The following is a 13,782-nucleotide window of genomic DNA, read 5'->3' on the forward strand; positions in this document are numbered from 1 at the left end:
CATTGGGTATATAGGTAAGTATATGACTTGGAATAACAAGGTTATCTGGACAGAAGGTATGTTTCTTCAGCCTTTACATTTTCAGCAACAGGACCGAAATTTTCAAAACTGGATTGAGTCTCGCTGTGGGGGGTTGCAAACTTTCTCCTGGGGTATTAGTCACCTGGAAATTGATCTACAACTTCTAAAGTTAGGGAAATTTAGTATTGTTGCTTGCCAAGGTATTTTTCCTGATGGAACGCCTTTTAGTATACCTGAACAACACCCAGCTCCAAATCCCCTGGAGGTCTCGCAAGAGTTAAAGAATGAGATAATTTACCTGACATTGCCTATACAACGTCGCTCAGGTAAAGAAATTTCCTGGAATACAGATGCTGATGAGCTTAGCCGATACCACTTGCAAGAGATAGAGGTTAAAGATATACATTCACAATCTGAGCAAAGCAATGCGGTTATTCAAAGTGGTGAATTATGGGTACGTCTACACCCGGCAAGTAAAAATCAAGGTGCATATGTGACTATTCCGTTGGCCAGGGTTGTAGAACTAACAAAAGACAAATTAATTATTCTGGATAAACAATTTATTCCTAGTTGTATACATATTAATGCATCTGAGCAATTACTCAGTTACATCAAGGAAATTTCAGGAATATTACACCATCGCGGCGAAGCACTCGCTAAGCGCCTGGGAACCCCAGGTGCAGGCGGAGTTGCAGAAATAACCGATTTTTTATTGCTGCAAATTATCAACCGGTACGAACCATTGTTTAAACATTTTTCCACGGTTAATCAAATTCACCCCGAAAGACTGTTTAGTATAATAATCCAGATAGTAGGTGAATTGGCGACAATAACGCAGGATGGGCATAGGCCAATTATTTTTCCTGATTATCAACACGATAATTTGCAGATTAGTTTTGAACCCGTTGTTATTGCCCTTCGCGAGGCGTTAAGCTGGGTTTCTGAGTCTAGAGCAATTTCTATACCACTGGTAGAACATGCCCATCAGGTTCGCACTGCCGCTATTAATGACCGTGAACTATTGCATTCTGCAGCGTTTGTACTTGCAGTGGGTGCTCAGATGGATTCTGATGCAATTCGAAGCCATATTCCACGCAAAACAATTATCTCTACGGTAGAAAAACTCCGTGACCTGGTTATGTCACAAGTTCCAGGTATAAAACTTAACGCTATGGCTGTCGCACCCAGGCAAATTCCCTTCCATAAAGGTATGGTCTATTTTGAACTAGAAAAAAATCATGCCTTATGGAAAGAATTGCAAGAAAGCGGAACAATCGCCATGCATTTTTCTGGTGATTACCCTGGGCTTGAACTCGAGTTCTGGGCTATCAGAGGGTAAATATTATGACTTCAGATGACCCTTTTTTTACTCCACAAACTGATGATAGAACAATTATACGCCCTGTTCCAGGTGGTAAGCGCTCAGATATTCAGATTCCTGCATCAGCACCCCCTCTACCCAGGTTCTCTTCTCCTAATATCAATCAGGCGCTGCCCAGGCTCGGACGGTTAAGCTCATTAGAAAATGCATCATCAGGTTTATTGGCATTATTGACTCGAATTAATGGCTCTTATAGTCAATCAGACACGATGGAATTAAAAAATAAAATTATCCAGGAAATACAACAGTTTCAGATAACTTCACAGGCTGAAAACATAGACCCGCAAACTATTTCCAGTGCGCGATATGTCATGTGTACAGTACTGGACGAAGCGGTATTAAATACCCCTTGGGGAGCTAACAGTAACTGGTCTCAGCATAGTTTATTAAGCTTGTTTCACAAAGAAGTGTCTGGTGGTGAACGTTTTTTCCTTTTACTTAAATCATTGGCACAAAATCCTGCTAAAAACAGAGGCTTATTAGAATTAATGTATTTGTGTCTTGCGCTCGGATTTGAAGGTCGCTATCGAATTATGCAAGATGGAAAAAACAAACTACTAGGTATTAAAGAGTGGTTGTACCAGATTCTTCAGCAAGAGAGAGGTAGTGCTGAGCATGCTTTATCACCCCATTGGGTGGGCGTGATTGATCAGCGGAACCCTTTAGCGCGATTTGTTCCTTTGTGGGTTTTGGGAGCAGTAGCAGCGGCCTTATTAGCGATAATGTTTAGTATGTTTTTATTACAACTAAATAGGGATTCAGATCCTGTTTTCAGGCAAATTTTTGGTATTAAACCACCTGTTTCTCAAATAGTGACATCAGAACCTGTTTATGAACCAACACTTGTCCCGCAAATAACCCTATCGATGTTGTTAGCTGAAGAAATTGAAAATAAGCAAATTAAAGTGGTTGAATTAGTGCAACGAAGTACGGTAACCATAAAGGGGGATAACCTTTTCAGCTCAGGTAGCACTAGAGTCAATCGCTCTCTTATTCCCTTATTGCACAGGATTGCAGAAGCATTGAACCAATTAGCCGGAGAAGTATTAATAACCGGACATTCCGATAATGTACCTATCCGCAGTTCTCGCTATCCATCAAATTGGCATTTATCCAAAGCAAGAGCAGAGGCCGTGGCAAATATTATTCAACAGAATTTACGTAATCCCGATAGGGTTATCATTGAAGGCCGTTCTGACTTAGATCCTATTGCGACGAACAATACTAGAGAAGGACGAGCAAAAAACCGGCGCGTTGAGGTTTCTTTGTTGAAATGATTTGAGTAAAAGCAGAGTGAAACATTTTCGTTGTTGTGAGTACGAATAAGGATTGGACATTATGAAGAAGGTTTTAATGTTTTTTAAACAGCGCTGGGTTATTTCTTTGTTGGGTATGTTATCCCTGGGGCTATTGATCTGGTTTATTGGGCCTCTGTTTGCATTTGCTGGCTATGCTCCTTTGGAAGATGAAGCACATCGTTGGTATTTGGTGGGATCAATTTTATTAGTCTGGGGCACTATTCGGTGCTGGTCGTATTTCAAAACTAAAAAACAAAACAGCCATGTGATAGCTGCAATGGCAGACGTTGATGACTCTAGTCTAAGTGTTGATGAACAAGCTTCTCAAGACGAAGTGCAGGCTCTTCAATACAGACTAGAAGAAGCTTTGGGAGTATTAAAGGACACGCGTCTTGGCAGCGGACCGGATAAGCAGTTCCTGTATCAATTACCCTGGTATATTGTTATTGGTCCCCCAGGTGCGGGTAAAACAACCTTATTAAAGAACTCTAATTTAAAGTTTCCCCTGTCGGATCGTTTTGGTAAAGATGCTGTACGAGGGGTTGGCGGAACACGTAATTGTGACTGGTGGTTTGCTGAAGACGCAGTGTTACTGGATACGGCTGGACGTTATACAACACAAGATAGTCATGAACCTGTTGATCAGGCTGCATGGCTAGGTTTTTTGGATTTATTGAAAAAGAATCGTAGTAGAAGACCTATAAACGGCGTTATTGTTGCGGTTAGTATCGCTGATTTTCTGGAGCAAAAAAGTGATCAGCATTTAGCACAAGCAAGAGCAATTCGGCAACGTATCCAGGAATTACATGAAAGGTTCAATATTCATTTTCCTGTTTATTTGCTGTTTACTAAGTGTGATTTATTATCTGGATTTATGGAATACTTTGATGACCTTGATAGAGGTAATCGATCCCAGGTCTGGGGTATGACATTTGATCTGGATGAACAGGAAAAGCAAAATAATGTTGAACAATTCAGGTTTGAATTTGATTTACTCCAACAGCAATTACAACAACAATTAATTGATAAGTTAGAGCGAGAAAGGGGCGCTGAAAGACGCAACCAGATTTATACTTTTCCGCAACAATTTGCATCGCTAAATGAGCTGATTCCCCCTTTTCTAGAAGAGCTATTCCAGTCAAGCCGGTATGCTCAGGAAATAATGTTTCGCGGGGTTTACTTTACCAGTGCAACCCAGGAAGGCTCACCTATTGATCGAATTATGGGAGCGTTGTCTAATAGTTATGGGCTGGATTCTCAAGCAAGGTCAGCGTTTGGAGGAGAAGGTAAAAGCTTTTTTATTAACGACTTATTGAGTGGCGTGATATTTCCTGAGTCAGGTTTAGCCGGAACAAATTTGCAATTGGAAAAAAAGCGCTCCTGGTTGCAACGGGGAGCCTTTGCAGGAGTGGTTTTACTCACCGCAGTTATGGCTACTACCTGGGTGATCAGTTATTTCGGAAATAAGGCCTATATTGAGGATATGGCTACTCAAATGGCGACTATTCACCAGAAAATTGACGGAATTAACCCAGGTTCAACTGATGTCATATCCATTTTGCCTCTATTGGATGAGGTGAGGGATATGCCTGGAGCGTATGCTGACCAGCAGAGTGATAGTGTGCCCTGGTCCCTTACTTTTGGTTTATATCAGGGGGATAAACTAGGGGGTGCTGCAATTTCTCTATACCGTCGACTACTGAAAGATGTTTTCTTGCCGCGATTGATGCTACGTATTGAAACACAGCTACAAAATAATACTCATAAAACAGATTATTTATATGAAGCGCTTAAAGTTTATTTAATGCTGGCTAGTTCTGAACGCTATGATGCAAGCGCAATTAATGCGTGGTATAGCCTGGATTGGAAATATAATTTACCACTTGAAGTGACTAATACACAAAGAGATGCTTTGAATTCACATTTGGCTGCTTTATTAGAAGTACGCCCAGCACCTTTACCACGGCCCTTAGCTCAAGGGTTGATTAAACAGACACGACAAATATTGCAAAATACTCCTATCGAAAAACGAGTTTATGCCCGGCTTAAATTAGACCTAATAAACAATGATGTCGAAGATTTTCGAGTCAGTGATAAAGCAGGCAGAGAAGCATCATTAATCTTATCTAGTAAAAGCGGCCAGCCTCTGACTACAGGAGTTCCTGGTTTATATACTTGTAAAGGATATACGAATGTATTTTTGACCAATAATGAAAGATTAATTGCACAACAGGCAGGTAATAACTGGGTGTTGGGTGATAATGAAACTTTAATGCTTTCTATTGAAGAGTTGGATGTTTTACGTGAAAATGTCTTAAAGCTATATTTGCTGGATTATATTCAGCATTGGGATGATTTGCTGGAGGATATAATCATCAAATCAGTTTCCAGTCAGGTCCAACTGGTTGAGATGTTAAATATTATTTCGGGACCAAATTCACCTATAAAGTTCTACCTTAGAGCAGTCGCTCAAGAAACTAGTATGAGTTGCCTGGCTAAAGGTAATAAATCTATTTTGACCACGGCTGGCGAGAAATTCGACGCTGCAAAAGAGTCGCTAGAAAGCATAATGCGTACATCTCCTAGGTCTTATGGTTCTGTTACGTCTGAAATTTCCCCCAATATGGTAATGGAGCACTTTAAAGAAATGAATGAGCTGGTGGAAGCCAAAAATGGTATGCCACTTGCCATAGATCGAATTTTATCTGTATTAAATGAATTGCATGTCTACCTTAATTCACTTATACATGCCAGTGGTGAGATAGCAATCGGACAGCAAGAAGAAACCTTGAAAGTCATTTCAAAATTAAAACTGGAAGGAAAGCGAGCTCCCTTTCCTGTTAATAGTATGATTGAGGGAATTGCAGATAGCAGTGATAACTTGGTGAGTGGTGGCATTCGCAGCCATTTGAATATTATGTGGAAGTCAGAAGTTTTACCTTTTTGCCAGCAAGCAATCCAGGGAATGTATCCTATTTCCAAAAATTCAAGAGAGATTACTTTTGAAGATTTTACTTACTTTTTTGCTCCGGGAGGCCTGATTGACGAGTATTTCAATAAATATCTTGTTGCATCAGTAGAAAAAGGGCGTAAAAACTGGCGCTGGAATGCGCGAGGTGGTGGGGGGAGCGGGATTTCGCGTAGTGCGTTAAAGCAATTTCAACGAGCAGATAAAATTAAAAATATATTTTTTCGTATGGGAAGGCAATCACCTAAGATAAGTTTTAAATTAAAACCTATTTCAATGAGCCCTTCCATTTCTCAGTTTATTATTGATGTAGATGGACAAATTCTGACCTATGCACATGGCCCAATAAGGCCGGTTGCTATGAGCTGGCCAGGGCCTAATGCTTCAGGACAAGTACGAATACAATTATTACCGCCGGTACAAGGTGGTTATTCTGGGCTTTCAAAGGAAGGCCCATGGGCACTATTTCGTATCTTTGATGAAGCAGATATTGCAAGTACATCTAATCCAACAATGTTTATTATGACCTTTAAAATTCAGGGGCGAGAAGCCAAGTTTGAATTGCAAGCAAATAGTGCAGTTAACCCTTTTCAACTAACAGACTTACAATCATTTAAATGTCTACAGCGTCTATAACTAACGGCTATTATGGTAAGGTCTCTACACATGGCGATTTTGTCAGTAAAGGGCTTCCTGCAAGTTTTATTGATCCATGGGATGCCTGGTTACAAGAGACGGTTGTCAGTAGTCAGCAGCAACTGGGAGATGATTGGTTGAATTGTTACCTAAATCCTGCAAGCCCATATTTTGACTCTCATTAACCTGTCTAGCTAAGTGGTTATTAGGTTTTTACTGCCGCTTTGCCAGCCCTCTTTGTCCAACCGATCAAAATATCCAGATTTAAATCATAAATAGAGGAAATTTTTTGTATCGTATGGATATCCCCCGAGCCCAAGGCAATAAACACCCTGCCAACGTGCCATGACCTTTTAATCAAAGTGACTTAACTTCGGTTAATGTTAAGCGAGTAACCCCACCTTAACCCAATCATCCCATTCCTGTGGATAGAGCGGATCTGCAGGTGTTCTGACTCTCAGCTGATTATTGCCTGTGAGTAATTTTCCAGCCACCCGAATCAGATAAGTACGAAGTGTATCCGGCTCCCATTGGCACAACGTTTTGTTGCCACTCAATTGAGCCATCCAGCGCACGGTATTGTAGGCAAGAACGGCGCAATGAAATAATGCGGCATTAGCCAGAAATTGATTCGTTCTGATTTTACCTAAACCCATTTGTGATTTTGCTTCTTCAATCCATGTTTCGCACGTCGCTCGTTCACCATACTTCTTATGTGTTTGCCAAGGCGATAGAGGTTCAGTTGTTACATAACAAAAATAGTCATATTCTGCCGTATCCCAAAGCTCGGACTGAGGTCCTGTCACTTGTTTAGGTTGCTTTATCCTGACCGCGACAAACTGACGAGAGCGAGACCAGCCACCACAACGATATTGAAACTCGCTCTGCTCCCAACCGGGTCGGCCTTGTATGGCTGTCCAGGCCTGTTTGGCCAGCAATGCGTTCAAATTCTTAAGTTTAACCTTTATTAGATACCCATGCCCTCTGGTATCGAGAAATTCAAGCAAATCACCGACAAAATAACCACTGTCACCGCGAAAAATAATGCGCATCCGATTGGGCAAGTGTGCAAGTAACTGTTTGGTAAATTCTACAACACCATTGCTTGTAAAGGCATTGCCTGTCCGGAACCAGGCTTGTAAAATTTCTTTTGTTTCCGCTAGAAAAGCGAGTTGTGGATGGTATGAACGGGCACCTTTCTTTTTGGGGTTGAAGCCTTTGGCACTTCCTTCTTGTCGACCACAAACGGTGTCCACAGTTGAATCGACATCGACCCACTGGACGGATTGTATGCCAGTTTTCGATTTTCCGGAACGAAGCAATCGCCGCCAGTGTTGACCACGCAAAGTATGCGTGAGCGTTTCAAACTGGCTTATCTGCCTATCACTTACTTCTTTAAAGATCCGTAAAATTGTGGTTTCAACAGGAATCTTTATCCAGCCAGCTACTTTGCGCAGTACGCTATCTGCCCATACGGTCGTCACCTTTGCCATTGATGTTGCTCCCCCCATCATGCCAACCAACGTCAATAGAACCACATCAGATAAGTGATGGTCTGCATTTTCACCCCGCCGATGTGGAACGCTTTGTTTTACGGTTTTTTCAAAACCTATCCTGTCTAAATATTTCACGACGGGAATCAGTCCCGCCTGGCTTGTCAATCCATGTGCTGTAGATGTCATTTTTACCGTTCGGGTACGGTTTCTTACGTGAGATGAGGATTTTGATACTTTAGAGGGCTTCATTAAAACAATGAGATAGTGAAATCAGGAAAATGATATTATATCATTGTTTAATAAGGAGTTTTGTGGATTATTATGTATAATGCTTGCAGGATTTAGGTGTTATCTTACCGGTCCGATATATCGGTTTGTTTTAGCGCCCGGGATATGTGGAGAGAATGGCTGGCTTGGAATAATGATGCCTAGCGTAGATAGAGTGGGGCGATATTATCCAATGACTATTGTGACAATGAATCATTTAAATATTAATCCCTTTGTTGCTTTGGAACATGCAACGGAGTGGTTTAAAAAAGTGGAAGCGCTAGCTCTTTCAAGTCTGCATGATAATTTTAATTTGCAACAATTCAATCGTGAAATTGATGAGTTAAAGGCTGAAGTTTTGTTCAACAATTGTGAATCATTAATACCCACAGAGCAAATTACCAAACAAATGACTACTCATGCTTGGCAAAGCTCAATGGATGGCAATCCAATGATAAGCACTGTACTGCCTTGTTTTCTGGATAATTTACTTAAAGAGCAATGTTTTGCCTATAGTTTGTGGTGGACGCAAGGGTCGGAACAGGTCGCTTCTTCATTTTTGATTTGTGAAGGGTTGCCTCCTTTTGAGGGGGCTGCAGCATTGCTGGATGGAAATTGGCAAAAATGGGGCTGGGAAGGGTGCCGTTATCCTGGCTTGCCCTTTGGAGCGAAGTAAATTGTGGACTATTTCAAATTAATAATATTTTAATGATGAAAGCATAAGCAATGAATAATACACTTTGGTCTTCTTGGGCAAGAACTCATGTTGGTATGGTACGTAAAGTTAATCAGGATGCCTTTGCTGATTTATCTGATAAGCAATTATGGGTAGTTGCGGATGGTATGGGCGGACATCAAAATGGTAATGTAGCCAGTGCCGAAATTGTTAAGGCCTTTAAGCAATTTGAGCCTGAAGAAAGGATGGGTGCAACGGTCAAGAAGATTTATCTGCAATTGAAGAAAGTTAACTATTCATTACTTGAGCAGGCGGCACAGGTAGGAGGAAATACTGTTATAGGGAGTACAGTTGCAATCCTATATGCAAAACAATCTCGGTGTGTGACTATCTGGTCGGGTGATAGTCGTATTTATCTATTTCGGCGCGGGGAATTAAAGCAGCTTACACGTGATCATAATAATGAATCAAGACTGCTGGCTGAAGGCTTTAGTCGTAAGGAAATTAAGGTTCACCATGATGCTCAAATTTTAACCCATGCTATTGGTGGAGAACCGGAAGCATTTCTGGATGCACAAACCCAGGAAGTTAGACACGGAGATATTTTCTTACTGTGTAGTGATGGGTTAAATAAAGAAGTGACAGATAGTGAAATTGAAGAGGTTCTTAGACGCCTATCTTGTCCGCAGGCTGTGAATGATTTAATTGATTTAGCTTTACATCGGGGCGGGCGGGACAATATTACGCTTATGTTAGTACAAGCGTCTAATGTAGATAATTAGCGCATTGAGAAGGTTATTATAGACATGAGGGAAATGCCTCACATTAAAGTTCTTTTATACGCAAGGGTTTTAGTGTTAGTATCGATTTAAGGCTTTTGTGAAATTAATTATGTTTTTTGAGTTTGTTGATGGTTTCCATATAATTATTTTGTTAACTGTTTAACTAAGGATAGATCATTGGTTGAATTAAATCTGCAACATTTACAGAATGATATTTCAGCAGAATCTCCCTGTGGTGAAAACCTTGAGGAAGATGAGGTGTTTCTTAAGTTAGAGGATGTGTCTAGGTTTGTCGAAGAAAGACAAATGGGAGACTCAATCCTACCGGCTGAAGAGCCTGACTGGAAAATTGTGCGTAGTTTGGCGCTGGAATTACTGGAACGGACCCGGGATATTCAAGTCGCAATACATTTAACCTGCGCATTGTTAAGAACAGATAGTTTTGACGGCCTGAACCAAGGCTTAGCCTTGTTAAATGGCTGGTTAGAAAAAAACTGGGATACTGTTTATCCAATTCAGGATCCTGAAGATGACTATCCAGTGCTTAGAGTCAATACCTTAAGTTCTCTCAATGATTACACTCTGATAATAGGGCCCATAAATCATCTCCCTCTGACTAAATCTGTGCTTGGAAACTTTTCCTGGCGAGAAATTGAACTTGCACAGGGGAAAGTATCCCCCGTCGGAAATGAATCTCCTCCTGAATTATCAGCTATCGAAGCAGCTTTTAATGAAATGGATATAAAATCTCTGAAGGTCAATGCAGACGCTGTAAAGCGCTCTCTTGATCTAGTTAAAGGAATGATATCTCTTTTAGTAGAAAAAGTTGGTGATGTCAATGTTCCTGATTTATCTACTCTAACTAGCCTGTTGCAAGGTATTAATTTATTCGTGACGGAGAAGCTTGAGCAAAGACAACGACATGAATTAGTCCCAGAAGATCTGAATGCTGATAGCGCATTAAGTAATACTGATGATAGTGCTGCCGTGGTTCAAAAACCTATAAAACAGGCAGGTATTCATGATCGTAATGATGTCGTTCGTGCGATTGATGAAATTTGCAGATATTTTGATCGTTACGAGCCTTCTAGTCCGGTGCCTTTTTTGTTGTTGAGAGCAAAAAAACTACTGAGTATGAATTTCATGGAAATATTACGGGATATGACACCAGATTCAGTTAATCAGGCTGAAAATATTTGCGGGGTTCATGATGATGATGATAATAAGAGCTAATTTTTCAATTAATTATTTAAGGGTACACAAATTTACTAATAAAGGAGGCCGATAATGGCTAAAGCAAGCAGTCAAAAATTTATTGCCCGAAACCGGGCCCCCAGAGTTCAGATTGAATATGATGTGGAACTATATGGTGCCGAAAAAACGATTCAGTTACCTTTTATAATGGGTGTAATGGCTGATTTGTCAGGAAAGCCCGAAGACCCTCTTGAGCCCGTAAATGATCGAGATTTTCTGGAAATTGATGTTGATAATTTTGATGATCGATTAAAAGCAATGAAGCCCCGAGTGGCTTTTCAAGTACCTAACGTTTTGACGGGTGAAGGAAGCTTAAGCATTGACCTCACCTTTGAAAACATGGATGATTTTTCGCCTGCTGCGGTTGCTAGTAAAGTTGATGGACTGAGTAATTTGTTACAGGCAAGAACACAGTTAGCTAATTTATTAACCTATATGGATGGTAAAGGTGGAGCTGAAGACTTAATTGCCAAAGCATTAAATGATCCTGCATTATTACAATCCCTGGCTTCAGCTCCAAAACCTGAAGCAGATTCGGAAGGCAGCGACTCAAGTGATAACAGTGAACCCGAGGAGAAATAATCATGGCCGAAACAGAAGTTGAAGCAACCGGCGCAGTTGAGGAAGCAGGAACACAAGAAGGTAGTGATTTTTCAGCACTGTTACAAAAAGAATTTAAACCAAAAACAGATCGTGCCAAAGAAGCTGTTGAAAATGCAGTTAAAACTCTAGCCGAACAAGCATTAACTGATACGGCATTAATTTCAGATGATGCGGTTAAATCCATTGAATCTATAATTGCTGAACTTGATAAACGCCTAAGTGACCAGGTTAACCAGGTTTTACACCACGCTGACTTTCAAAAACTAGAAGGAAGTTGGCGAGGGATGCATCATCTTGTGAACAATACTGAAACAGATGAAATGCTCAAGATTAAAGTCTTGAATATCTCCAAGAAAGATGTTCATAAAACGTTGAAAAAATTTAAAGGGACAGCTTGGGACCAAAGCCCGATTTTTAAGAAAGTTTATGAACATGAATATGGACAATTTGGTGGTGAACCTTTTGGTTGCATAATGGGTGATTATGAATTTGATCATTCTCCACCTGATGTTGAATTTCTAAATGGAATCGCAGAAGTTTCTGCTGCAGCACACGTCCCTTTTATAGCGGCAGCTGCACCTAAATTAATGAACATGGATTCCTGGCAGGAATTGGCAGACCCTAGAGATTTAACCAAGATCTTTCAGACTCCGGAATATGCTTCATGGCGTTCGTTAAGAGAATCGGAAGATTCTCGATATATTGGTTTGGCTATGCCTCGATTCCTTTCTCGTTTACCTTATGGAGCTGCGACTGATCCAGTGGAGGAATTTGATTTTGAGGAGGATGTAGAAGGTGCTGACCATAAAAAATATACCTGGTCAAACTCTGCTTATGCTATGGCTGTTAATATTAATCAATCATTTAAATTATATGGTTGGTGTTCACGAATTAGAGGAATTGAATCAGGTGGTGCTGTAGAAGGTTTGCCCACACATACCTTCCCAACGGATGATGGTGGTGTCGACATGAAATGTCCTACAGAAATTGCCATTAGTGATCGGCGTGAAGCGGAACTTGCAAAAAATGGATTTATGCCTTTATTGCATAAAAAGAATTCAGATTTTGCTGCTTTTATTGGCGCACAATCACTACAGAAGCCTTTCGAATATGATGATCCAGATGCAACGGCTAATGCTAATCTCTCCGCCAGGTTACCGTATTTATTTGCAACTTGTCGCTTTGCTCATTATTTAAAATGTATCGTTAGAGATAAAATCGGTTCATTTAAGGAGCGGGATGATATGGAAAAGTGGCTAAATAAATGGATTAATAATTATGTCGAAGCAAATCCAGCTACAGCTTCGGAAGCGGATAAGGCACGCAGACCTCTAGCTGCTGCAGAAGTGGTTGTAGAAGAAGTGGAAGGAAATCCCGGATACTATTCAGCTAAGTTTTTTTTAAGACCGCATTATCAACTTGAAGGATTGACAGTTTCACTGCGTCTGGTTTCTAAATTGCCTTCAGAAAAAGGAAGTTGATAGGAGAATTGTTGATATGGACGCTTTTCAACGATAAAGGTGGTTTGTAAAATCACCTAAGGCATCTGAAAATAAATAATTGTCCAATATTGGACAGGATTTTTGTTTGTCTTCAGTGGTGTAGCAATGGGCGCATAGCTGGCTACGGAACTATTGCTATACTGCTGAAGACGGACAAAAAGGCCCGCAAGGTTGGATGATTATTTGTTTCCAGCTGCCTAAGTTAGTTAGTACTAAGTATTTTTTGTTTAACTTTAATGGTGAATTATTATGGCTACAAGTACATATATGAAAATTGACCCTATAAAAGGGGAGTCTACAGACACAGCTCATACTGATTGGGTCGAGGTCGAAAGCTTCAGTCACGGCCTGTCCCAGCCGATGTCCGGAGCTAGTGGTACGGGAGGTAGAGCTGCATCACGAGCAGATTTTGGCCCTTTTGTAGTAAGTAAAAGTGTTGATAATAGTACACCTGATCTTAACCTTTATTGTGCGCAAGGTACTCACATCGCTATCCTTGAACTCGAGGTATGTCAAGAGACAGGGGAAAAGGTCTGTTATTTAAAGTATGAATTAGAAAATGTTATGATTCAATCTGTCAGCTTAAGCGGTGGTGGCTCTATGAGGCCCTCGGAGAGTGTGGCATTTGTATATGACAAAATATCATGGACCTACACTGCGGTAAATAATGATGGTAGTACGGGTAGTGTGGCTGGGCCGAAGAAATGGAATCTCGAGGAAAATAAATCTGAATAGAGGTGATTTCTATTTACTGGAACAAGAACAACAGATGAATTAAAAGAATAATTGTAGAGCGGACTTTGGTAATTGCTCCAGCGTTACCCTACTACACGCCATCCATGGCGTTATCAGTCCGCTTTGATTTAAAAGCTAGGGTAGTGGAACAAAGACTACACTA

11 protein-coding genes are annotated in these 13,782 nt (G+C 40.7%); 10 read left to right on the forward strand and 1 reads right to left on the reverse strand.

Going from position 1 to position 13,782, the window contains the following annotated elements; genetic code table 11:
- Positions 1–22: 22 nt before the first annotated feature.
- From tssK to tagF (ACQY3F_RS01205), 4 genes are all read left to right on the forward strand, one after another.
- On the forward strand, positions 23–1,360 hold the full coding sequence (gene tssK / locus ACQY3F_RS01190; protein WP_428353114.1) for a type VI secretion system baseplate subunit TssK: 1,338 nt from the start codon (positions 23–25) through the stop codon (positions 1,358–1,360).
- A gap of 5 nt (positions 1,361–1,365) precedes the next feature.
- The gene (tssL, locus tag ACQY3F_RS01195; RefSeq protein WP_428353115.1) at positions 1,366–2,679 is read left to right on the forward strand and encodes a type VI secretion system protein TssL, long form; all 1,314 of its coding nucleotides are present in this window, start codon (positions 1,366–1,368) and stop codon (positions 2,677–2,679) included.
- 61 nt (positions 2,680–2,740) lie between these two features.
- Positions 2,741–6,304: a type VI secretion system membrane subunit TssM gene (gene tssM / locus ACQY3F_RS01200; RefSeq protein WP_428353116.1), complete on the forward strand. Its 3,564-nt coding sequence runs from the start codon at positions 2,741–2,743 to the stop codon at positions 6,302–6,304.
- Complete coding sequence (tagF, locus tag ACQY3F_RS01205; protein ID WP_428353117.1) at positions 6,286–6,489, forward strand: type VI secretion system-associated protein TagF; 204 nt, start codon at positions 6,286–6,288, stop codon at positions 6,487–6,489. Before tssM ends, tagF (ACQY3F_RS01205) begins: the two co-directional genes overlap by 19 nt.
- 198 nt (positions 6,490–6,687) lie before the next feature.
- Here tagF (ACQY3F_RS01205) and ACQY3F_RS01210 read toward each other — a convergent pair whose 3' ends face one another.
- Positions 6,688–8,049 (reverse strand): IS1380 family transposase, encoded by a 1,362-nt coding sequence (locus ACQY3F_RS01210; protein ID WP_428352972.1) that lies wholly within the window; start codon positions 8,047–8,049, stop codon positions 6,688–6,690.
- 79 nt (positions 8,050–8,128) lie between these two features.
- On the opposite strand from ACQY3F_RS01210, the gene tagF (ACQY3F_RS01215) reads away from it, so the two are divergent.
- The 6 genes from tagF (ACQY3F_RS01215) to ACQY3F_RS01240 all read left to right on the forward strand — a co-directional run bounded on the left by tagF (ACQY3F_RS01215) (position 8,129) and on the right by ACQY3F_RS01240 (position 13,619).
- Positions 8,129–8,743: a type VI secretion system-associated protein TagF gene (gene tagF, locus ACQY3F_RS01215; RefSeq protein ID WP_428353118.1), complete on the forward strand. Its 615-nt coding sequence runs from the start codon at positions 8,129–8,131 to the stop codon at positions 8,741–8,743.
- Between the two features lie 50 nt (positions 8,744–8,793).
- Entirely contained in the window at positions 8,794–9,525 is a 732-nt protein-coding gene (locus ACQY3F_RS01220) for a PP2C family protein-serine/threonine phosphatase (RefSeq protein WP_428353119.1), read from the forward strand.
- Positions 9,526–9,702: 177 nt separating this feature from the next.
- The gene (gene tssA / locus ACQY3F_RS01225) at positions 9,703–10,758 is read left to right on the forward strand and encodes a type VI secretion system protein TssA (RefSeq protein WP_428353120.1); all 1,056 of its coding nucleotides are present in this window, start codon (positions 9,703–9,705) and stop codon (positions 10,756–10,758) included.
- Positions 10,759–10,812: 54 nt separating this feature from the next.
- The gene (gene tssB / locus ACQY3F_RS01230) at positions 10,813–11,361 is read left to right on the forward strand and encodes a type VI secretion system contractile sheath small subunit (protein ID WP_428353121.1); all 549 of its coding nucleotides are present in this window, start codon (positions 10,813–10,815) and stop codon (positions 11,359–11,361) included.
- Positions 11,362–11,363: 2 nt separating this feature from the next.
- Entirely contained in the window at positions 11,364–12,863 is a 1,500-nt protein-coding gene (gene tssC / locus ACQY3F_RS01235; protein ID WP_428353122.1) for a type VI secretion system contractile sheath large subunit, read from the forward strand.
- Between the two features lie 270 nt (positions 12,864–13,133).
- On the forward strand, positions 13,134–13,619 hold the full coding sequence (locus ACQY3F_RS01240; protein ID WP_428353123.1) for an Hcp family type VI secretion system effector: 486 nt from the start codon (positions 13,134–13,136) through the stop codon (positions 13,617–13,619).
- Positions 13,620–13,782 lie beyond the last annotated feature (163 nt).

It is taken from the genome of Methyloprofundus sp. (genome assembly GCF_965251085.1).
Taxonomy (GTDB): Bacteria; Pseudomonadota; Gammaproteobacteria; order Methylococcales; family Methylomonadaceae; genus Methyloprofundus.